Source organism: Neorhizobium sp. BETTINA12A (genome assembly GCF_023006485.1).
Lineage (GTDB): Bacteria > Pseudomonadota > Alphaproteobacteria > Rhizobiales > Rhizobiaceae > Neorhizobium.
This window is the reverse complement of the sequence record NZ_JALBGW010000081.1, coordinates 1-21,432: the sequence shown is the minus strand read 5'-3', so window position 1 is coordinate 21,432 and position 21,432 is coordinate 1. Positions and strand designations below refer to the sequence as shown.

At 62.1% G+C, this 21,432-nt stretch carries 22 protein-coding genes; 19 read left to right on the top strand and 3 right to left on the bottom strand.

Annotated features, from left to right (window positions below; translation table 11 throughout):
• A partial coding sequence (locus MOV61_RS18730; RefSeq protein WP_247137653.1) for an aldolase/citrate lyase family protein occupies positions 1–269 on the bottom strand: 269 nt, incomplete at its 3' end.
• 196 nt (positions 270–465) lie between these two features.
• Here MOV61_RS18730 and MOV61_RS18725 point away from each other — a divergent pair.
• The 3 genes from MOV61_RS18725 to MOV61_RS18715 are packed head-to-tail and all read left to right on the top strand — an operon-like array spanning position 466 to position 2,770.
• Positions 466–1,173 carry a GntR family transcriptional regulator gene (locus tag MOV61_RS18725; protein ID WP_051899878.1) on the top strand — a complete coding sequence of 236 codons (708 nt, stop codon included), beginning with the start codon at positions 466–468 and terminating at the stop codon, positions 1,171–1,173.
• The gene (locus MOV61_RS18720; RefSeq protein ID WP_247137652.1) at positions 1,170–2,264 is read left to right on the top strand and encodes an LLM class flavin-dependent oxidoreductase; all 1,095 of its coding nucleotides are present in this window, start codon (positions 1,170–1,172) and stop codon (positions 2,262–2,264) included. The genes MOV61_RS18725 and MOV61_RS18720 overlap by 4 nt, the downstream gene beginning before the upstream one ends.
• On the top strand, positions 2,261–2,770 hold the full coding sequence (locus MOV61_RS18715) for a flavin reductase (protein ID WP_247137651.1): 510 nt from the start codon (positions 2,261–2,263) through the stop codon (positions 2,768–2,770). Before MOV61_RS18720 ends, MOV61_RS18715 begins: the two co-directional genes overlap by 4 nt.
• Before the next feature lie 43 nt (positions 2,771–2,813).
• On the opposite strand, the gene MOV61_RS18710 is transcribed toward MOV61_RS18715, so the two are convergent.
• Positions 2,814–4,091 (bottom strand): cysteine desulfurase-like protein, encoded by a 1,278-nt coding sequence (locus MOV61_RS18710; RefSeq protein WP_247137650.1) that lies wholly within the window; start codon positions 4,089–4,091, stop codon positions 2,814–2,816.
• A 246-nt stretch (positions 4,092–4,337) separates the two neighbouring features.
• On the opposite strand from MOV61_RS18710, the gene MOV61_RS18705 reads away from it, so the two are divergent.
• Complete coding sequence (locus MOV61_RS18705; RefSeq protein ID WP_038546917.1) at positions 4,338–5,030, top strand: GntR family transcriptional regulator; 693 nt, start codon at positions 4,338–4,340, stop codon at positions 5,028–5,030.
• Positions 5,031–5,071: 41 nt separating this feature from the next.
• Here MOV61_RS18705 and MOV61_RS18700 read toward each other — a convergent pair whose 3' ends face one another.
• Positions 5,072–5,890, bottom strand: a complete 819-nt coding sequence (locus MOV61_RS18700; RefSeq protein ID WP_247137649.1) for a sugar phosphate isomerase/epimerase — start codon at positions 5,888–5,890, stop codon at positions 5,072–5,074.
• A 400-nt stretch (positions 5,891–6,290) separates the two neighbouring features.
• On the opposite strand from MOV61_RS18700, the gene MOV61_RS18695 reads away from it, so the two are divergent.
• The 15 genes from MOV61_RS18695 to MOV61_RS18625 all read left to right on the top strand — a co-directional run.
• Positions 6,291–7,922, top strand: a complete 1,632-nt coding sequence (locus MOV61_RS18695) for an ABC transporter substrate-binding protein (protein ID WP_247137648.1) — start codon at positions 6,291–6,293, stop codon at positions 7,920–7,922.
• 110 nt (positions 7,923–8,032) lie between these two features.
• Positions 8,033–9,046 (top strand): ABC transporter ATP-binding protein, encoded by a 1,014-nt coding sequence (locus tag MOV61_RS18690; RefSeq protein WP_247137647.1) that lies wholly within the window; start codon positions 8,033–8,035, stop codon positions 9,044–9,046.
• Positions 9,043–10,026: an ABC transporter ATP-binding protein gene (locus tag MOV61_RS18685; protein WP_247137646.1), complete on the top strand. Its 984-nt coding sequence runs from the start codon at positions 9,043–9,045 to the stop codon at positions 10,024–10,026. The genes MOV61_RS18690 and MOV61_RS18685 overlap by 4 nt, the downstream gene beginning before the upstream one ends.
• 12 nt (positions 10,027–10,038) lie before the next feature.
• Positions 10,039–10,965 (top strand): ABC transporter permease, encoded by a 927-nt coding sequence (locus MOV61_RS18680; protein WP_247137645.1) that lies wholly within the window; start codon positions 10,039–10,041, stop codon positions 10,963–10,965.
• Positions 10,966–10,977: 12 nt separating this feature from the next.
• Positions 10,978–11,859 (top strand): ABC transporter permease, encoded by an 882-nt coding sequence (locus MOV61_RS18675; RefSeq protein WP_247036552.1) that lies wholly within the window; start codon positions 10,978–10,980, stop codon positions 11,857–11,859.
• A gap of 380 nt (positions 11,860–12,239) precedes the next feature.
• Entirely contained in the window at positions 12,240–12,893 is a 654-nt protein-coding gene (locus MOV61_RS18670; protein ID WP_038546898.1) for a TerC family protein, read from the top strand.
• 281 nt (positions 12,894–13,174) lie between these two features.
• Positions 13,175–14,131 (top strand): VOC family protein, encoded by a 957-nt coding sequence (locus tag MOV61_RS18665; protein WP_247137644.1) that lies wholly within the window; start codon positions 13,175–13,177, stop codon positions 14,129–14,131.
• A gap of 15 nt (positions 14,132–14,146) precedes the next feature.
• Positions 14,147–14,875, top strand: coding sequence for a PIG-L deacetylase family protein (locus MOV61_RS18660; RefSeq protein ID WP_247137643.1), 729 nt, complete (start codon positions 14,147–14,149; stop codon positions 14,873–14,875).
• 16 nt (positions 14,876–14,891) lie between these two features.
• Complete coding sequence (gene ligK, locus MOV61_RS18655; protein WP_247137642.1) at positions 14,892–15,563, top strand: 4-carboxy-4-hydroxy-2-oxoadipate aldolase/oxaloacetate decarboxylase; 672 nt, start codon at positions 14,892–14,894, stop codon at positions 15,561–15,563.
• A gap of 53 nt (positions 15,564–15,616) precedes the next feature.
• Complete coding sequence (locus tag MOV61_RS18650) at positions 15,617–16,672, top strand: 4-oxalomesaconate tautomerase (protein WP_247137641.1); 1,056 nt, start codon at positions 15,617–15,619, stop codon at positions 16,670–16,672.
• 15 nt (positions 16,673–16,687) lie between these two features.
• Positions 16,688–17,560: an NAD(P)-dependent oxidoreductase gene (locus MOV61_RS18645; protein WP_247137640.1), complete on the top strand. Its 873-nt coding sequence runs from the start codon at positions 16,688–16,690 to the stop codon at positions 17,558–17,560.
• A 183-nt stretch (positions 17,561–17,743) separates the two neighbouring features.
• Positions 17,744–18,478: a GntR family transcriptional regulator gene (locus MOV61_RS18640; protein ID WP_105423027.1), complete on the top strand. Its 735-nt coding sequence runs from the start codon at positions 17,744–17,746 to the stop codon at positions 18,476–18,478.
• Positions 18,479–18,640: 162 nt separating this feature from the next.
• Positions 18,641–20,053, top strand: coding sequence for an aminomethyl transferase family protein (locus MOV61_RS18635; RefSeq protein ID WP_247137639.1), 1,413 nt, complete (start codon positions 18,641–18,643; stop codon positions 20,051–20,053).
• Positions 20,054–20,145: 92 nt separating this feature from the next.
• The gene (locus MOV61_RS18630; RefSeq protein ID WP_247137638.1) at positions 20,146–21,069 is read left to right on the top strand and encodes a methylenetetrahydrofolate reductase; all 924 of its coding nucleotides are present in this window, start codon (positions 20,146–20,148) and stop codon (positions 21,067–21,069) included.
• Between the two features lie 81 nt (positions 21,070–21,150).
• On the top strand, positions 21,151–21,432 hold a 282-nt coding region (locus tag MOV61_RS18625; protein ID WP_247137637.1), incomplete at its 3' end, for a LysR family transcriptional regulator.

Below are 21,432 nucleotides of genomic sequence, written 5' to 3'. Positions count from 1 at the left end.
AACACGCCGGCAGCTCCGGCGTCCAGCACCCCGGCAATCGATTCCGGTGCGTGGCCCGGAACGCGCACCATGGCGGGCACGCGATGGACATCCGAGGCACGGACGAGGTTTTCGATCAGCTCACGGCCGATCTGAGCATGCTCGGCGTCGATGCAGATGAAGTCGAGGCCGGCCGCAGCGGTCACCTCGATTGCGACGGGATGCGGGATCGCCGCGAATGTGCCGATGACGCGCTCGTGACCGATACATTTTCTGCGGAAGTCGCTCATCGGGGATACCTTCTGAAATCTGCTGAAACGGCTTTGAAACCTGCGCCAAATTAAAGTTTAAGCCTAAAATTCTGGACGCTGCAAGCGAATTAAACAGTATACCAAAAATGACGTAAATTAGGACATTCGATACGTATTAGAAGAAAATCCCTTGATATTCGGCAAAATCAGTATACGGTTTCCATAGGAGATTTCGATGTTGAAACCGAGCGACAATCTGGTGGACGCGATCTATGCCGATCTGCGGTTGAAGCTGCAGCGGAGCGCCGTTTCGCCGACCGATCGCCTGGTGGATACTGAAATCGCCAATGCCCATGGCATTTCCCGGATGCCGGCGCGCGAGGCGCTGCTCCGGCTGGTTTCCGAAGGGTATCTGGTCGGCACGACGCGCGGCTTTGCGGTGCGGGAATTGTCGCTGGAGGACATTTCCGGGCTTTTCGAGGTGCGCCGCCAGCTCGAGCCGCGCGCCGCAGCCTGTGCCGCCCGCGACATGACGCCGGAGATCGAGGCGGAGATCACGGCGGCAATGAACCGGGTGGAACTGGCGCTGGGTGCGAGCGATATTCCAGCCCTGCTGGCGGCCAATGTCGATTTCCGCAATGCGTGGCTCAAGGCGGTCAACAATCCGCATATGGCGGCGACGATTTCCCGCTTCATCGATTATTTCCAGTCGGTGCGGCTTGGCACGTTCGCCGACCCGGCTACGGCCTATCAGTATATCGACGGTCTTTCCCGTATTCATGCTGCCTTCCTCGCGCACGACCCGCTGATGGTTCAGGACCGCATGACGCTTTTCATGTTCGCGGCGGAGGAAGCCTACCTCTCCGTCCGGCGGCGCCAGTTGGAAGAGGCGGAGACCGCGCGTCCCGCTCGCAGAAGAATACAAAAGAGAGGAACAGCATGATCAAGCCGCATCCGCTGAAAGGCCCCAGCAGACTGAAACTCGGCGTCTTTTCGCCGAATGCGGACGGGGGGCTTGCGATTACCGAGGTGCCGGAGCGCTGGCAGGCACGCTGGGAAGACAATCTCAACGCCGTGCAGATCGCCGATCGCGGTGGGCTCGACTTTTTCCTGCCGATCGCCCGCTGGAAAGGTTTCGGCGGCAAGAACCGGGTGCGTGAATGGTCCTTCGAGACCTTCACCTGGGCGGCCGGCCTTGCTTCCGTCACCGAGCGGATCGGGCTGTTCATGACCGTGCATGTGCCGCTCGTGCATCCCCTTTATGCGGCGAAGGCGTTGGCGACCGTCGATCATATCAGCGGTGGCCGGGCGGGTCTCAATATCGTCTGCGGCTGGAATCCGAAGGAATTCGGCATGTTCGGGGTGCCGCTGGTCGAGAAGGGTTATGACCAGGCCGACGAATGGCTGGAGATCATGGAGCGGGCCTATACGTCGGACGCGCCATTCGATTTCGACGGCACCTATTATAAGCTGAAGGACGTCGTCAGCCGCCCAGCCAGCCTGCAGTCGCCGCGGCCGGTCACCATGAATGCCGCCTTCGGCGGGCCGGGCCGGGATTTCGCGGCCAAGAACTGCGAATACCTGTTCACCACCTTCACCGAGATCGCCGAGGCCGGAAAACACGTGGAGGACATCAAAGCCCGCGCGGACAAGCTCGGACGCGACGTCGGCGCCTATACGGTCTGCCACGTCGTTTGCCGTGAGACCCAGCAGGAGGCCGAGGATTATTACGAGCGTTATGCCGTGACGATGGCCGATCACGCAGCGGTCGACGCACACATGGCCGGCAAGAAGGAATTCACCCAGTCGCACGACAAAAGTGCTTACGATCTTTATCGAAAGCGGTTTGCAGGCGGTGCTGGCGGCTATCCGTTGATCGGTACGCCGGAAAAGATCGTCGAAGACATGATCGCGATCGCCGAACAGGGGTATTCCGGCATCGCCATGTCCTTCGTAAACTACACCTATGAGCTGCCTTTCTTCTGCGATCGCGTCGTGCCTTTGTTAAGAAAAGCGGGGCTGAGGGTCGAATGACGATAAATATTCAAAGCGACGAGGTGGATGCGACACGGCTCGCCTTTCGGGAAGGCATGGCGCAGCTGGCGGCGGCGGTGAACATCGTCACCACTGACGGACCAGGCGGGCTTGCGGGCTTTACGGCGTCAGCCGTCTGCAGCGTAACGGACCGGCCGCCAACGCTGCTGGTCTGCCTCAACCGGTCGAGTTCGGTCGCCGGCATGTTCGAGAAAAACCGGGTGCTCTGCGTCAATACTTTGGGTGCCGGCCACGAGCCGATGTCGAGGCTGTTCGGCGGTTCGACGCCGCAGGATGACCGGTTCGCGGTAGGCGATTGGGTGCTTGCCGCGACGGGATCGCCGCGGCTGACCGATGCGGTCGTGTCTTTCGATTGCGAAGTGGAAAATGCGGTCGAGAGCGGCACGCATCATGTTCTGTTCTGCCGGGTAGTCGGGATCGTCCACGGTTCGGAAGATGAAGAAGCACTCGTCTATTTCCGGCGCCGCTATCATCATCTCAAGTGAGATGGAGACCTCCGCGGGAGTTTGTCCCGCGGAGGTCTTTGCATCACCTGGTCTTGGCGATGATCTCGCCTAGCACCATGTCGAAACGGTCGATCTCTTCCGCCTTGTTGTAGTGGACCATCGACACGCGCATGCAGCCCGTTTCCATGGTCAGCCCGAGGCGCTTCATCAGGCGCGGCGCGAACATATGTCCGTCGCGGCTGCCGATATTGTTCTTGCCGAGTTCGGCCGACAGATATTGCGGCGTCAGGCCCGGGATGTTGAAGCAGATGGTCGGAACGCGCTTTTCCACCTGCGCTTCGTCGGATACGCCGTAGATCGTCGCCCCGTGCTTCTTCAAGACCGACAGCATCTTCTTCGACAGCGTCTGCTCGTAAGCGCGGATGGCGCCCATGGCGGCGGCAAGCGCCTCGCGGCGGGAATGTTCGCCTTCGGGCAGGAACCTGCGGCCGAGGTCTTCGAGATAGAGTACGGCAGCATTCATGCCGGCGACGTTCTCGTAGGTGAAGGTGCCGACCTCGATCTTGTAGGGCGGCACGTCCGGAATGAAGTCTTCCTTGAAGGTCGGCAGCTTGACCAGCGCATCATAACGGCCCCAGAGGAAGCCCATATGCGGCGAAAAATTCTTGTAGCCGGAGCAGACGAGATAGTCGCAACCCCAGGCCTGGACGTCGATCAGCGCGTGCGGACCGTAATGCACGCAGTCGAGGAAGACCTCGGCGCCGGCCGCATGCGCCAGCTTGCCGACGGTCGCGACGTCGACGATCGTGCCGATTGAATGGGCGGTCACCGTGCAGGCGACCAGGCGGGTCTTGTCGTTCAGGAGCGGCTTCAGGTCGTCGGTATGCAGCATTCCATCTTCGCGCATCTTCCACCAGACGATCCTGGCACCGTCGGCCTCCAGCGCCATCCAGGTGGCGATGTCGGCATCATGGTCCATGTCGGTGACGATGATCTCGTTGCGCTCCTGGAGCATTTTTGCGATGCCGAGGCTGACGAGGCGGATGAATGACGTGGCGTTGAGGCCGAAGGAGATTTCCTCCGGGCGGTAGGCATTGACCAGCAGACCGACGGAGACGCGGGCTTCGGCAATGGTGCGGTCGACGCCCTGGCTGTGGAGATAGGGCGCCATGCGCTGCACGTTGCAGTCTACGAGATGGGCGGCGACCGCATCGACGACGGCCTGGGGCACCTGGGCACCGCCGGCATTTTCGAAGAAGATGAAGTCCTTGTATTTCTGGAGAGCCGGAAATTTCAGTCTGAGCTCATCGACCGGAAAAGCCTTGGCGAGGTTATCGCCTGCCGTGACATGCGTGTTCATGGATTTCTCCCAGGGTGTCGTATTATCGATGAAGAGGGATACAGGTGATAATAAGCCTCCCCCTATTATGTTTGCTCGCAGCCTAATGAGCATTTGATCAAACTTTCAAATGTTCTATTGTGCCATTGGCATTTGATCAAGGGGAAACGCGTCGCGAACGGGAGATGGCCGGACGCCGGGAGACTTGAAGAGCGCGGCCTGTTATGCGAGGCCTGGTTGTGATTTGAATGGGATCAGAGGGCAAGGATGGCGGATAGCGGGCTTTTGAAGGTCACGTCGCGCGTGACCGTTCAGGATACGGTTTACGAACAGCTGCGCCGGGCGCTGATGTGGGGCTCCTTCGCGCCATCGCAGGCGATCACCATTTCGTCGCTGGCAACCGAGTTCGGCACCAGCCACATGCCGGTGCGCGAGGCGCTGCGGAGGCTTGCGGCGGAAAACGGGCTGGAAATCGGCCATAACGGCTCGGCCCGGGTGCCGGCGGTTTCGCGCGAGCGGCTCGATGATCTCTGCCAGGCGCGCATCGCGCTCGAGGGGCTGGCGACGGAACTTGCCGCCAAACATATGACCGACGAGGATATCGACCGTTCGGAAGTGCTTGCGCGCGAGCATGAGGAAACCGGCAAGGCCGGCGACGTCTACGGCATGCTGCGCAAGAACCAGGAGTTCCACTTCGGCATCTACGAGGCTTCGCGTTCCGAGGTGCTGCCCCAGCATATCGAAATGCTCTGGCTGCGGTTCGGCCCCTATATGCGGATGCTGACCAATTACGTGGAAAAGGAATTCGACAAGGGCGTTGTACACCCATTCTCGTCCTATCACTTCCGGATCGTCGCAGCGCTTCGCGAGCGCAACGGCGCGCTGGCGCGGGAGATGATGGTGGGGGATATCCTCGCTACACAGTCGCACCTGCGGGACATGTCTCCGGAACTGCGGTAACCCCGGCGCTGTGAGCCGGGGGTAAGCTTTCAAAGTTCGGCCTACTGGCCGAGACCGAGCGAGGCGAGATATTCGACCGAAGCCGGAATCTTCGACTTGTCCTTGATCTCGACGATCAGGCGCGGATTGCTGGTAAGATCGGCAAGTGCCTGGAAGACCGACGGCCAGAGGATATTGCCTTCGCCGAGCGCCCAGTGGCGGTCTGCATATCCGTCGGCATCCTGCAGGTGGACGTGCTGCAGGCGGTTTCCGGCTGCCTTCACATAATAATCGACCGGCGGAGCACCGGTGGAACCATGCGCGTAATGGGCATGGCCGGTATCGATCGAGACCGCGACGGCCGGCGAATTGAAGCTGTCGGCGAGTGCCACGCGGACGTGCTGGTCGATGTCCTCGATGTTTTCCAGAACGATCACAGCGCCGATATCTTCGGCCTGCTTGACGGCGTCCCTCATCGTCAGATGCACGTGCTCGACGACGCGCTCGGACTCGCCCCTGTTGTTGTCGAGGTTGTTGTAGGACCAGGTCGTATAGGGGCTGTGGGCGACCATCTGCGTCGCGCCGATCGCGGCGCAAACGTCGAGGCCCTGCTTCAGGCGCTTGGCGACGACGGCGCGGATATCCGGGTCATTCGAGGCGATGGTGAAGCCCCAGAACGGGCCGTGGATGCCGAGGCGGCCTTCAAAACCGTCCAGCAGCTTCCTGGCGCGGGCGGCGAGCGGCGTCCAGTCGCCGTTCAGGACGTCGGCGGTGGTGAAATCCTGAAGTTCGAGATCGCGCTGTTTTTCGAAAAGCCAGCTGCGGTGAACTTCGAGCTCGCCAAGCGTCATGGCGGCGCCGATCACGGGGAGGGAAGACATGGAAAACTCCGTCAAAAATAAAGGAAATATCGGGGGAGGGACGCGCAGGAAGAAATCCGCGCAGGCTCCCCATCTCAGAATTCTGTGTCGGCAGTATTACATTTGTAACACGAGATGATGAAATTTGCATGCGTGTTCAATTTCATCGAATCGCCAAGTTAGCGTCACGGAACTGATACACAGGCTGGCCAAATAGCCCCTGCAAATCAGGGGGTAGTCGTGAGCTGCAGCAAGACGCTTCTCATCGTTGTTCATCGGGGCGGGCGGCTTTCGCATTCGCAGCCCGAACGGATGGCGTGCCGTTGGCGGCCTAGGCTCTGCGAACCCCTTAGCCGTCACCGCTCAAGCTCGCAGGGGCTGATCGAGCTCGTCCATTAACCGAAGCCAAAGGACAATTTCCATGGTCAACTTCACCCGCCGCAGCACGCTCGGGCTTGCCGGCGCCGCTGCCGGTTCGCTGATCCTGCCGCGCTTCTCGTTCGCCCAGGGTGCCAAGCGCCCGTCGGTCACGATCGCCGTTCAGAAGATCACCAACAACAACACGCTCGACATCTGGAACGAACAGTCGAACGTCGGCGAGCGCGTTTTCTTCCCGAATCTCTGGGAAGGCCTCATCCTGCGTGACTGGATGGGCAATCAGGGGCCGCTTCCGGGTCTTGCAACCGAATGGAAGCGCATCGACGACAAGACGCTCGAACTGAAGCTCCGCAAGGGCGTCAAGTTCCACAACGGCGACGAGTTGACAGCAGAAGACGTCGTCTTCAGCTTCTCCGCCCAGCGCCTGTTCGGCACCACCCAGCCTGCCGGCGGCAAGACCATCTTTGCCGACGACAACAAGCCGGTCACCGCCAAGGAATTGCCGGCCGCCATCCCGGGCATCGGCCGCCGCCTGTGGCCGGCACTCGCCGGCGTCGAAGCCGTCGACAAATACACCGTCCGTTTCCACAACGCGACGCCTGATGTCACGCTCGAAGGCCGCCTCTACGCCTTCGGCAGCCAGATCGCCAACCGCCGCGCCTGGGACGAAGCCAAGACCTACGTCGATTGGGCCCGCAAGCCGGTTACGACCGGCGCCTACATGGTGGGCGAATACAAGCCGGACGTCTCGCTGACGCTCGTTGCCTTCGACGAATACTGGGGTGGCCGTCCGCCGCTCGCCCAGATCCGCTTCGTCGAAGTTCCGGAAGTCGCTTCCCGCGTCAACGGCCTGCTCTCCGGCGAATACGACTTCGCCTGCGACCTGCCGCCGGACCAGATCGCCACCGTCAAGGCTGCCAAAGGCTTTGAAGTTCAGGGATCGACGATCAACAACCACCGCATCTCGGTCTTCAACACTCAGAACCCGATCCTTGCCAACCCGCTGATGCGCCGCGCCATGACGCATTCGATCGACCGCCAGGCGATCGTCGAAGCGCTGTGGGCCGGCCAGACAAAGATCCCGGCCGGTCTGCAGTTCCCGTTCTACGGCCCGATGTTCGTCGAGGGCTGGAAGGTTCCGGAATTCAACGCCAAGCTCGCCCAGGACCTGATCAAGCAGGCGGGTTACAAGGGCGACGTGATCCCGTTCCGCCTTCTCAACAACTACTACACCAACCAGACCTCGAACGGTCAGATCATGGTTGAGATGTGGAAGCAGGTCGGCCTCAACGTTCAGATCGAAATGAAGGAAAACTGGGGCCAGATCCACGATCCGGCTGGCGTCAAGGGTGTTCGCGACTGGTCGGCCTCGGCCGCCTTCAGCGATCCGGTCTCCTCGATCGTCGCTCAGTTCGGTCCGAACGGCGAGGTGCAGCAGAAGAAGGACTGGACCAATACTGAGGCAAACCAGATGGCGTCGATCCTGGAAACCAGCACCGATGCAGCTGCCCGCAAGAAGGCTTTCGCCCGCATGCTGGAAATCTGCGAGCGCGAAGACCCCGTCTACCAGGTCCTGCACCAGAACGCCGTGTTCACGGGCATGAAGTCATCGCTCAAGTGGAAGGCCGCTCCGGCCTTCGCGATGGACTTCCGCTCCTCCAACTGGGCGATCTGATCGGATTGTTCTCCTCTGCTCCGGCGACCATGCGGCCGCCGGAGCGTCTGTTTTCAAAAACGGCAATGTCTTCGGTCCGGAACCGGCGGGAGGCAGGAGTATGGCGGGATATGGATAGAGCATCGTCCAATCTGGTGGAACTGCGTGACCTCAAGGTCGCCTTTGACGGCGTCCAGGTTCTGCACGGTATCGATCTCAACGTGGGCCGGGGCGAAGCGGTCGGTCTCGTCGGAGAATCGGGATGCGGAAAATCGGTGACGTGGCTTGCTGCTCTGGGACTGCTTCCCGGCAAGGCGAGTGTCAGCGGTTCCGTTCAGCTTGATGGGCAGGAACTCGCCGGCGGTCCCCGCGAGGCTTTCGAGCGGGTGCGCGGCGGCCGGATCGCGATGATCTTTCAGGACCCGTCGAGCTCGCTCAACCCGGTGCTCAGGATCGGCCGCCAGATCGTCGAGACTCTGTCGTTGCATCGCGGCCTCCGGGGCGATGCAGCCAAAAGAGAGGCGCTGCGGCTGCTGGACATGGTCGGCATTCCCGATGCCCGCCGCCGTTTCGATCTCTATCCCCACGAATTCTCGGGCGGCCAGTGTCAGCGGCTGATGATTGCCATGGCGCTTGCCGGTGAGCCGGACCTCCTGATCGCCGACGAGCCGACCACCGCGCTCGACGCGACGATCCAGGCGCAGATCCTCGACCTGCTGATCCAGCTCCGGGCTGAGACCGGCATGGCGACCGTGTTCATCAGCCACGATCTCGGCGCCGTTTCCCAGGTTTGCGAGCGCGTCTGCGTCATGTATGCCGGCCGGATCGTCGAGGAAGGCACTGTCGCCCAGCTTTTCTCCGAGCCGCGCCACCCTTATACGCGCGGTCTTTTCGACGCGATCCCGCGGATCGACGGTCCCCGCCACCGGCTGATCCCGATCCCCGGCACGGTCCCGAACCCAAAACATCTGCCCGAAGGCTGTTCCTTCTCGCCGCGCTGTTTTCGCGCGGTCGAGGCCTGTCGCAGCGAGCGCCCTGCGCTCGAGACGTCGACCGATGGTCGGCAGCTCGCCTGCTTCCGGCCGGTTCCGGCCAATGAGCCTGTCGAGACAAGAACCAGAATGACCGAGGACATGCTGCAATGACCGCCCTTATCGAAGCGGACAATCTCGTCCGCGTCTATCAGATCCGTCGCGGCCTGTTTGCACAGCCGCATCCGGTGCGCGCTGTGGACGGCATTTCGCTGGCACTGAAGCCCGGCGAAACGCTGGGCGTTGTCGGCGAGTCCGGCTCGGGCAAGTCGACTCTCGGCCGGATGCTGCTCGGCATCGATGCCGCGCAAGGCGGCGAAGTCCGGTTCGAAGGCAAGCCGATGCCGGACCTGAAGACGCCGGAATGGCGCGCGCTGCGGGCCAAGATGCAGTTCGTCTACCAGGATCCGCTGGCAGCGCTCGACCGGCGCGTGACGGTCGCAAAACAGATAGGCGAGCCGCTGGACATCCACAGGCTCATTCCGAAGCAACACCAGGAGGCCCGCGTCGCCGAGCTGATGACGGCCGTTGGCCTGCGTCCGGATCAGGCCGGGCGCTACCCTCACGAACTGTCGGGCGGCCAGCGGCAGCGCGCGGTGATCGCCCGCGCGCTTGCCGCACGTCCCAAGCTTCTGGTTTGCGACGAGCCGGTTTCCGCGCTCGACGTCTCCATCCAGGCACAGGTCGTCAACATTCTGCGCGATCTGCAGGAGCAGAACGGCGTCGCCATGGTGTTCATCAGCCATGACCTCAAGGTGGTGCGCAATATCGCCGACCGGGTGGCGGTGATGTATCTCGGCCGGATCGTCGAGGAAGCCTCGTCCGACGTGATTTTTCACTCGCCGCAGCATCCCTATACCAAGGCGCTGGTCTCCAGCGTGCCGGTGCCGGGCAAGATCCTCCAGGGACGCGTCATCCTTCAGGGCGAGCCGCCGAATCCGGCCAATCGCCCGCTCGGTTGCGCCTTCCACCCCCGTTGCGCGCTGGCGCAGGACGTCTGTCGCACTGTCGTGCCGCAGCTCCGCCCAATCGGCAATGGTCGCACGGCCGCCTGCCATGTCGTGGCCGGCGAAGCCGCCTCGATTGCGGCCTGAGAGGAGTTCCTGATGATCCGCTTCATAGCCGTCCGACTGCTACGGGCAATGATCACCATCTTTGCCGTCGTCACCTTCGCCTTCGTCGTGCTGCGCATGTCGGGAGACCCGGCGCAGGTCATGCTCGGCCCGGACGTGCCGCAGGAAGCCGTCGATGCGTTCCGTCGTTCCTGGGGGCTCGACCAGCCGCTCTGGATCCAATACCTCGCCTATATCAAATCGATCTTCACCGGCGATTTCGGCGTGTCGATGCGTGACAAGGCGTCGGCGCTGGATCTGGTGCTGCAGCGCCTGCCCGCGACGCTGCAGCTCACCCTGCCGGCGCTGCTTCTCAAGCTGGTGTTCGGCATTCCGGCGGGCGTCTACGCGGCGCTGCATCGCCAGAGCTTTGCCGATCGTGGCGTGATCCTGCTTGCGGTACTCGGCTTCACGATCCCGTCCTTCGTGATGGGCCTCCTCCTGGTGCTGATCTTCGCGGTCATCCTCGGCGTGCTGCCGTCCGGCGGCCAGGATACCTGGATGCACGGCATCCTGCCGACGGTGACCATGAGCATCGGCGGTATCGGCATCCTCGCCCGTTTCTCGCGCAGCGCCATGATCGAGGTGATGGGCCAGCCCTATATCCGCACCGCCTCCGCCAAAGGCCTGAAATGGGGCGACGTGGTCTGGAACCATGCGCTGCCGAATGCGGCGGTGCCGATCGTGACGATCGTCGGCTTCATGGTCGGTTCGCTGATCGCTGGCGCCGTGGTGGTCGAATCGATCTTCTCATGGCCGGGCATCGGCCGCCTGCTGATCGTCTCGGTCAGTAACCGTGACCTTGCCGTCGTCCAATGCATCCTGCTGATCATCGCCGCCGCGATGGTGGTTTCGAACCTGGTCGTCGACCTGCTCTACGGCTGGCTCGACCCCCGCCTTCGCTCCAACGCGGCGCATTGAGGATAAAGAGATATGGCTACGATCAATCTGTCGGAAACCGCGCGGACGCCGGGCTGGTATGCGACTTTCGTCACCCGCCTTCGCCGCAACGTGCCGTTCACCGTCGGTCTCGGCATTCTCTGGCTGGCGGCCATGGTGGTGGTTGCGATCTTCGCCGACCAGATCCGCCCCTACAACATCACCGCGATGGACCTGTCGAGCCGCCTTTCCCATCCGGGCGCCCTGAAACATCTGCTAGGTACCGACGAGCTCGGCCGCGACGTGCTTTCGCGCCTCCTCCAGTCGGTCCGGGTGTCGCTGATCATCGCCTTCGGCGCGACGATCCTGTCGGCGGTGTTCGGTACGGCGCTCGGCTTCGCGGCAGCCCAGTTCCGGGGTGCGGTCGAGCATCTCGTGCTGGTGCTTGCCGATTTCCAGGCGGCATTGCCATTCCTGATCATGTCGCTCGCCGTGCTTGCCTTCTTCGGCTCGTCCATGGTGCTGCTCGTCTGCCTCATGGGCTTCTATGGCTGGGAACGCTACGCCCGCATCGCCCGCGGCCTGGCGATCTCGGCAAGCTCTCAAGGATACGCTGCCTCCGTCGTCCAGCTCGGTGCGACGCCGGCACGCGTCTATTTCCATCATATCCTGCCGAACGTCGCCTCGACCCTGATCGTCTCGATGACGCTGACTTTCCCGGAAATCATCCTGATGGAAAGCGGGCTGTCTTTCCTCGGTCTCGGTGTGCAGCCGCCGGAGACGAGCCTTGGCAACATGGTGGGCTTCGGTCGCGAATACCTGACCCGCGCGCCGTGGATCATGCTTGCCCCTTCGGTGGTGATCATGCTGACCACCCTGTCGATCAGCATCGCCGGCGACTGGCTACGCGACAAGCTCGACCCGACCCTTTCGTAGTCCCAAACGTGGCGTAATCTCAGGTGGCGGCCGCAAGACCGGCCGCCACCTGCATCTGTATTGCGGGGTGGAATTGCAACGGATCGTCAACGATCCGGCCGGAAACAGCGCTATTGCGGGCTGTTTCATAAACTCGCCACTTGAGTTTCTGCAATCATGCCGCTAAATCTCAGGCCACCAGGACCGGGCCCCTCTGACAGTTCATCTCTGAGCTGTGATGTCGGACTGGATTAGTCCAACTTGGGTGCCTGGTGTTTGTGGAAATCATGTGACGACAACGGCGGTGACCTACACGGCAGGCGGAATGCAGGTCGTGAGCGTCTTAGGTTCGTCTCGGTCCACACGCGGGCACTCCCGCCTTTTAAGAGATTGGGTGCCAAATGATGGAATTCTTTACGCCGGAGGCGTTGTCCGCGCTCCTGCAGGTTATCATGATCGACCTCGTGCTGGCCGGGGACAACGCGATCGTCATCGGTCTCGCGGCTGCCGGCCTGCCGAAGGAACAGCGGTCCAAAGCCATTCTGGTCGGTATCATCGCGGCGACCGTGCTGCGTATCGGTTTCGCGCTTGCCACGACCCAGCTGCTGCAGATCGTCGGCTTGCTGCTGGCCGGGGGCGTCCTGCTTCTCTGGGTCTGCTGGAAGATGTGGCGGGAGCTGCGTACGCCGCATCATCATGAGGATACAGCCAGCGAAGCGCTGCTGGAGGCCGACCTCAACGCCGATGGCACGGTTGCCGGCGGGGCTCCGCGCAAGACTTTCGCCCAGGCCGCCTGGCAGATCGTCATTGCCGACGTCTCCATGTCGCTCGACAACGTGCTCGCTGTTGCCGGTGCTGCCCACGAACATCCGGGCGTGCTGATTTTTGGTCTGGTCCTGTCGATCGCGCTGATGGGTATTGCGGCGAGCTTCATCGCCCGCCTGCTCAACAAGCATCGCTGGATTGCCTATGTCGGTCTCGCCGTCATCCTTTACGTCGCGCTCGAAATGATCTGGCGCGGCTTTCACGAAGTTGCGCCCTATATCGGTGGGTAATGTCTTCCGGCGCGGCGGTCCTGCCGTCGCGCCGTTTCCTTCGGGACTTTAAAGCCCCGTCTTCGCTCGCCATTTGCCAAGCCGCTTTTCCCTGATCTCAACCAAAACTTATGCCGCGTCAGCAGAACCTATTCGTCAGGCTGCCGATCTGCTTTTATGTCTTCGTGCCAAGCTGCGGTGCCCCATGCGCCGGCCGTGTTGGAGTGGAGGACGCGGGCTCGATTTATGGAGGAGATGCGCCTGTCCGCCGGGCGCGATAGATCGACCATCTAGGAAAAGCCATGACCGAACCCTGTTATGATGTCGCCCATCTCGGCCACGTCGAGCTTTATTCAGACCGTTTCGACGAGTCGCTCGACTTTTTCACCCGTGTCTACGGGCTGACCGAAAGCGGCCGCGAGGGCGACAGCGTCTATCTGCGCGCCTATGACGACTACGAATTCCACACGCTGAAGCTCACCAGGCATCACACCACCGGTGTCGGCCACATCGCCTATCGCACCTCGTCCGCCGAAGCTCTGGAGCGCCGCGTCAGGGTGATCGAGGAGAAGGGCTGGGGCGTCGGCTGGAGCGAAGGCGACCTCGGTCATGGCCGCGCCTACCAGTTCAAGAGCCCAGACGGCCATCTGTTCGAACTCTACTGGGACACCAGGGAATATGTGGCGCCACCGGAAGAGAAGCCGGCGCTGAAGAACATCGCCCAGCGTTATCATGGCCGCGGCGCGAGCCCGCGCCGTCTGGACCACGTCAACCTGCTCGCCGCCGATGTCAGCCTGATCCGCGAATTCATGACCACGGCGCTCGGCAGCCGGGTCACCGAAATGATCCAGCTCGACAACGGCCGTCTCGGCGGCTGCTGGTTCACCATCAACAACAAGACCTATGATCTTGCCTGCTCCGAGGACCATACCGGTTCTCACGGCCGTTTCCACCATGTCACCTATGCCTGCGACCAGCGCGAGGACATCCTGCGTGCCGCCGACATCTTCCTGGAAAACGGCGTTCATATCGAGTCCGGCCCGCACAAGCATGCGATCCAGGGCACGTTCTTCCTGTACGTCTGGGAGCCCGCCGGCAACCGCGTAGAGCTCGCCAATGCAGGCGCGCGACTGATCCTTCGCCCCGACTGGAAGCCGGTCGTCTGGACCGAAGCCGACCGCAAGAAGGGCCAGGCCTGGGGGATGAAGACGATCGAAACCTTCCACACACACGGCACGCCGCCGGTGGCACACAAGTAAGTCAAGAGGCATCCCATGGCAAAGACAGCATTGGTCATCAGCGCCCATTCGGCGGATTTCGTCTGGCGTTGCGGCGGCGCGATCGCGCTTCACGAGGAAAAGGGCTACGACGTCACCGTCGTCTGCCTGTCCTATGGCGAGCGCGGCGAAAGCGCCAAGCTCTGGAAAAACCCGGGCATGACGCTTGAAAAGGTGAAGACCGAGCGCCGCAGGGAAGCGGAAAATGCGGCAAAGGCACTGGATGTCACCGACATCCAGTTCTTCGATCTTGGCGACTATCCGCTGGTCGTCGATCAGGACGCCAAGTTCAAGCTGGTCGACGTGATCCGCAAGGTTCAGCCGGAATTCATGCTCTCCCATTCCAAGTGGGACCCTTACAATACCGACCATATGTACGCGACGCAGGTTGCGGTCGAAGCCCGGATGATCGCCCAAGCCTGGGGTCACAATCCGGGCGAAAAGATCCTCGGCGCACCGCAGCTCTATCTCTTCGAACCGCACCAGACCGAACAGATGGAATGGAAGCCGGACGTTTTCCTCGACATCTCGTCCGTCTGGGAAAAGAAGTGGGCGGCCATCCAGTGCATGGAGGGCCAGGAACATCTTTGGCACTTCTACAAGAACGTCGCCGAAAACCGCGGCAACCACTTCATGCGCAATTCCGGCGGCCAGGCCAGCGGACGCAAGTCGACCCATGCGGAAGGCTTCCAGTCGGTCTTCCCGCGCACTGTCGACGAACTTTGATAGGGGACAAACTCTGATGGCGGTCGTCGTCCAGAATATCGAACGCGCGGATCAGTCGGTCATCGACCGGTTGGCCGCCTGCGGTGTCGCTACGGTGCATGAGGCGCAGGGCCGCAAGGGCCTGCTCGCCAGCTACATGCGGCCGATCTATCCGGGTGCGCGCCTTGCGGCGAGCGCCGTCACCATCTCGGCGCCTCCGGGCGACAACTGGATGCTGCATGTGGCGATCGAGCAGTTGAAGGCCGGCGACATCCTGCTTCTCGCCCCGACCAGCCCCTGCGAAGACGGCTATTTCGGCGACCTGCTTGCGACCTCCGCCCAGGCGCGCGGCTGCAGGGGCTTGATCATCGATGCCGGCGTGCGTGACGTGGTCGATCTCACCCAGATGAAATTCCCGGTCTGGTCGAAGGCGGTCTATGCTCAGGGCACGGTCAAGGAGACCCTCGGCTCGGTCAATATTCCGGTCGTCTGCGCTGGCGCCTATGTTCGGCCCGGCGACGTTATCGTTGCCGATGACGACGGCATCTGCGTGGTTGCCCGCGAGGAAGCCGAAGCGGTTGCCAAGAAGGCGGAAGCCCGTGTCGCCGCCGAAGAAGACAAGCGCAAGCGGCTTGCGGCTGGCGAACTCGGCCTCGATATCTATGACATGCGCGGCAAGCTCGCCGAAAAAGGCCTGAAATATATCTGAGCGGTGGAGGCCGTTTTCTCTTTTCCCCACCGGGGAGAAGAAGGGAGATCGAGATGAGTGAAACTGAAACCGGCGTCCGTTGCATGTGGATGCGTGGCGGCACGTCCAAGGGCGGATATTTTCTCGCTGATGACCTGCCGACCGACCGTGACGGTTTCCTGCTGCGGGTGATGGGTTCGCCCGATTCCCGCCAGATCGACGGCATGGGCGGCGCCCACCCGCTGACCTCCAAGGTGGCGGTGGTTCAAAAATCCGGGCGGGAAGGGGTCGATGTCGACTATCTCTTCCTGCAGGTCTTCGTCGATCAGCCGATCGTCACCGACGCACAGAACTGCGGCAATATCCTCGCCGGCATCGGGCCTTTCGCCATCGAGCGCGGGCTGGTGGCCGCCAGGGGCGACAAGACCGAAGTCTCGATCTTCATGGAAAATACCGGGCAGATCGCCATTGCGACGATCGAGACGCCCGGCGGCCAGGTGACCTACAAGGGCGAGGCCCGGATCGACGGCGTGCCGGGGACTTCAGCGCCGGTGCCGATCGTGTTTGCGGATACGGCCGGCTCCTCTTGCGGCGCGCTGCTGCCGACCGGAAACGCTGTGGACGTGATCGAAGGCGTCGCCTGCACGCTGATCGACAACGGCATGCCCTGCGTCGTCATGCGTGGCGACGTGCTCGGAATTGCCGGCACCGAGAGCCCGAAGGATCTCGAAGCGAACCAGGAGCTGCGCGCCAAGCTGGAGGCGATCCGGCTGAAAGCCGGGCCGATGATGAACCTCGGCGACGTTGCGAAGAAATCCGTGCCGAAGATGACCATGGTCTCTGCACCGACGGCGGGCGGGGCGATCTCGACCCGCACTTTCATCCCGCATACGTGCCATGATGCGATCGGCGTGCTCGGCGCGGTCAGCGTCGCAACCGCCTGCCTTCTGCCGGAAGGTCCGGCGTCTGAACTCGCGGTCATTCCGGAAGGCGACGAGAAGCTGCTGTCGATCGAGCACCCGACCGGCGAGATGAGCGTCATCGCCACCATGAAGGACGGGGAGGTCTATCGTGCGGCGGTGCTGCGCACAGCGCGCAAGCTTTTCGACGGCGTGGTTTTTGGCGACTGAGGGTAGGACACGGGCATGAGGATCGCATTTCTGGGTTTTGGCGAGGCGGCACGCGCCTTTCACGACAGCCTGGCGCCGAAGCTTGAGGATGGCGAATTCCGGGCCTACGACCTGCTGCTCGACGACGCCGAAAAGGCGGGGGAGATGCAGGCAGCGATGACCAGCCGCGGCGTCCGGCCGGAAGCCTCGCCTGCGGGTCTTGCCGACGCCGAGTGGATCTTCAGCGCGGTCACCGCCGACCAGAGCCTCATCGCCGCCCAGTCGATCGCGCCGCATCTCGGCCAGGGCGCGCTGGTGATCGACATCAATTCCGTGTCTCCCGGCCGCAAGCGCGAGACCGCCGCGCTGGTCAACGAGAGGGGTGCCGACTATCTCGATATGGCCGTGATGGCCCCTGTCCATCCGAAGGGCCATGCGACGCCGGTTCTGATTGCCGGCAAAAGCGCGGCCGAGCTGCTGGAACGTTTTCGCGGCCTCGGCTTCAGCACCGATGTCGCGGGCGAGGCGGTCGGTTCGGCGACGGCCATCAAGATGGTGCGCTCGGTGTTCGTGAAGGGCTTGGAAGCGATCACCGTCGAGGCGCTTCTTGCGGCGGAGGCGTCGGGCTGTTTCGAGGAGATCCTGACCTCGCTCTCCCAGAGCTTTCCAGGCCTCGACTGGTCGAAATTCCCGGATTACCAGTTCGAGCGCACAACCCGCCACGGCCGCCGCCGGGCCGCCGAGATGCGCGAAAGCGGCGTCACGCTCGATGCGCTGGGGCTGAACGGCGGTCTTGCCCGCGAGATTGCCGCGGTCCAGGACGAGATGGCAGCAAGCGGCGTGAAGCCGACCGGCGATCTCAGGGATACAATTGCGCGGGTCCTTTCGGCTCGGCGTCAAGGCAAATAAGATCGCGTCTTCAGGGCGTTGCCTTGTATACGCGGCATGCTTTTCCGCTCCAAATCCCGCACCATCATCCACAGCCTGAACCCCCTGTATACATGAGGCTTGGCCAATCCATCAGATGTGGCTAAGATTTGCCGATCGACAGGCGGAGGTTGCGCCGGCTTGTCTCCAGGCAAAGGTGCGGATTTGGAAGAGACCTCGAGAACGACCCACACGATGCGTGCGCTGATGGAGCTGCGCAAGAAGATCCTCAGCGGCGACTATCCCGGCGGCACCCGGCTGTTCGAAGTTTCGCTGGCCGAGACGCTGCAGATTTCCCGAACGCCGGTGCGCGAAGTGATGTCGCGTCTTGCGGAGGAGGGGTTGCTCGACCGGTTGGCGAATGGCGGCTTTGTGGTCCGCAGCTTCACCTATGCCGATGCCGTCGACGCGATCGAGCTGCGCGGCGTACTGGAAGGGACGGCGGCTCGGCTTGCCGCCGAACGCGGCGTCTCGCAGGCCGGCTTGGATCAGCTTCGGGAAATCCAGGCTAGGCTCGACGATTGTTTCGGGGAAGCCGCCGACGAGGTGGATCTGGAAGCCTATTCGGAGGCGAACGCAAAGTTTCATGTGGTGCTGGTCGAGCTTTCCGGCAGCACGGTAATCCAGCGGGAGGTCGAGCGCGCGACACGGCTGCCGTTCGCGTCGCCATCGGCTTTCCTGTCAGGCCGGGCCCACGTGGCGGCCTTCCGTCAGTCGCTGCATATCGCCCAGGAACAACATCGTACTTTGGTGCAGGCGATCGCCGGCCGTGAAGGTGCAAGGGCGGAATTTATCGCCCGCGAGCACGCCCGCATCGCCCGCAAGAACCTCGAATATGCGGTCTTCGAGGATCCGGAGTTGATGCTGACCGTTCCCGGCCTGGTGCTCCTCAACTCTTGAGAGCCCGGGTGTTCGCTGAAGGTTTTTGATGGCCGGAAGCCTTCGGTTTACTATCCGAAGGCGATCATCAGCCTGCCGAATATTTCCCCTTGAATTTGTCTGCCGATGCCGTCATGTATACACGACATCTCAAGCCACAGACAAACCATAGGGAGGAATTCCGTGACTCAGGCCAATCTCACTCAAGTTTTGAAGGATGCGGGCAACACCGTCGAGCATCTGCGTAACTCCAAGACCGGCATCTATGTATACCCGGTCGTGGCTCCGGAATTTTCCAACTGGCGTTCCGAACAGGCTGCATGGCGTGAAGGCGCCGTCCTTTTCGACCAGTCGCATCACATGGACGAACTGGTCGTCGAAGGCCCGGACGCGTCCAAGTTCCTTGAAAGCCTGTCGATCAACAGCTTCGCCAATTTCGGCGTCGACCGCGCCAAGCACTACGTTCCGGTCACGCCTGCCGGCCATGTTATCGGCGACATGATCATCTTCCGCGAAACGGAAGAAAAGTTCGTCCTCGTCGGCCGCGCGCCGACCGCCAACTGGCTGCTCTACAACGCGTCGCTCGGCAAGCATAACGTCAAGCTGACCCACGACCCGCGTTCGCCCTCGCGTCCGGACGGCAAGCTTGTCACCCGCATCCATTACCGCTTCCAGATCCAGGGTCCGGATGCGCCGAAGGTCTTCGAAAAGATGAACGGCGGTCCGATCCCGGAGATCAAGTTCTTCCACGTCGACTGGATCAATGTCGGCGGCCGCAAGGTTCAGGCTCTGCGCCACGGCATGGCCGGCGCTCCGGGTCTCGAAATCTGGGGTCCGTATGCGGAGAAGGACGAAGTCCGCGCCGCCATCATCAAGGCTGCTGAAGAAGCCGGCGTCGATCTGCGCCCGGTCGGCAGCCGCGCCTATGCCACCAACACTCTGGAATCCGGCTGGATCCCGTCGCCGCTTCCGGCGATCTACACCGGTGACGAACTGCAGGCCTATCGCGACTGGCTTTCTGCCCAGAGCTACGAAGCTTCGGGCTCGATCGGCGGCAGCTACGTCTCCGACAAGATCGAAGACTACTACCTGAACCCTTACGAACTGGGTTACGGCGTCTACGTCAAGTTCGACCACGACTTCGTCGGCCGCGCGGCCGTCGAAAAGCAGAAGGCGACCCCGCAGCGCCGCAAGGTCACCTTCGAGTGGAATTCCGACGACGTCGTCAAGGTTATCGCTTCGGCTTTCCAGCCCGGCGAACAGGCTGCCAAGTGGATCGACTTCCCGCTCTCCAACTACGCTTCGTCGAGCTTCGACAAGGTTCTGAAGGATGGCAAGGTCGTCGGTCTGTCGATGTTCAACGGCTATAGCTACAACGAGCGTTCCATGCTGTCGCTCGGCGTCGTCGATGCCGACATCAAGGAAAACGACATCCTGACGCTCATCTGGGGCGAGCCGGATGGCGGTACTTCCAAGACCTCGGTCGAGCAGGGCCACCGCCAAGCTGAGATCCGCGTTCGCGTCGCAGCGGTGCCCTACGCTCAGGAAGCGCGTGAAAATTACGCCGAAAGCTGGCGCACAAAGAAGGCCCTCTAAGCGATGGGCGTGCGAGAACGGGTTGTTCTCGCACGCCGCTCCGTCCGTCTGACCGGACGTTTTTCATTGGCTAAACGGGGGGAGGATCAACAATGGCACTTTTAAATTTGTTCAGGAGCAAGCAGGAAGAGAAGTCCGTGGAGCCGGCCAGCTTCAGGGACCTTATCGACGGCTACTCCATCGAAGTCATGCCGCGCACGGCGGCCAAGATCGAAGATTTCAAGACACTGCTGCCGAAGGGCACGCGGGTCTATATCGCCCATATCGACGGAACGCCGATCGAGGACATGGTGCAGACCGCAAGGCGCCTGCACGAAGACGGCTTCCCCGTCATGCCGCATTTTCCCTCCCGCATCATTGCAAGCCATGCGATCCTGGAAGACTGGATCAAGCGCTACAGAAACGAGGCGGGTGTGGAACAGGCACTGCTGCTCGGCGGCGGCGTATCGACGCCCGCGGGCGATTTCGACAGTTCCATCCAGCTGATCGAGACCGGCCTGTTTGACCGCTACGGCTTCAAGCGGCTGCATGTCGCCGGCCACCCGGAAGGCAACAAGGACATCGACAAAGATGGCGGTTACAGGATCGTCGACGAGGCGTTGAAGTTCAAGCAGGCCTATTCCGAGCGCACCGATGCGGAGATGGCGATCGCCACCCAGTTCGCTTTCGATGCCAAGCCGGTGATTGCCTGGGCCGAGCGTATCGCTGCCGCCGGCGTCAAGCTGCCGATTCATCTCGGCATTGCCGGCCCGACCAAACTGCAGACGCTCATCAAGTTTGCGATCGCCTGCGGCGTTGGCCCCTCGCTCAGCGTGTTGCAGAAGCGCGCCATGGATCTCAGCAAGCTCCTGGTTCCCTACGAGCCGACCGAAGTGCTGGCTGACATCGCCAACTACAAGACCGCCCATCCGGAAAGTCTGCTTCAGCAGATCCATGTCTTCCCGCTCGGCGGCATCCGCGCCAGCGCGGAATGGATGAACGAACAGCTGATCGGCCAGCGCAGCATCGCATTGTGACTTAACCGAAACGGGGCAAGTGTTAGGCTTGCACCGTTTCGACCCGCTGCCGGGAGGAGATTGGCAGGGGAGGACAGATACGTGGACTATCCCAATCTGCGCCACATCCGTCTTTTCTGCGCCTGCCTGCGCACCGGCTCGCTGACGCAGGCGGCCGATATCGTGGGGGTGACCCAGCCGGCGGCATCGCAGGCGATTTCCCGGCTTGAAGAACTTTTCGGCACCAAGCTTCTCGAACGCGGTCCCGGGCATGCGATGGCGACGCCCGAGGGGCGCGTCGTCCAGGCCCGATCGCTGAGGGCGCTCGATCTTATCCGGACCGGCTGCCAGAAACTCCAGGCGGATTCCGGCTCGCGCGGCTCC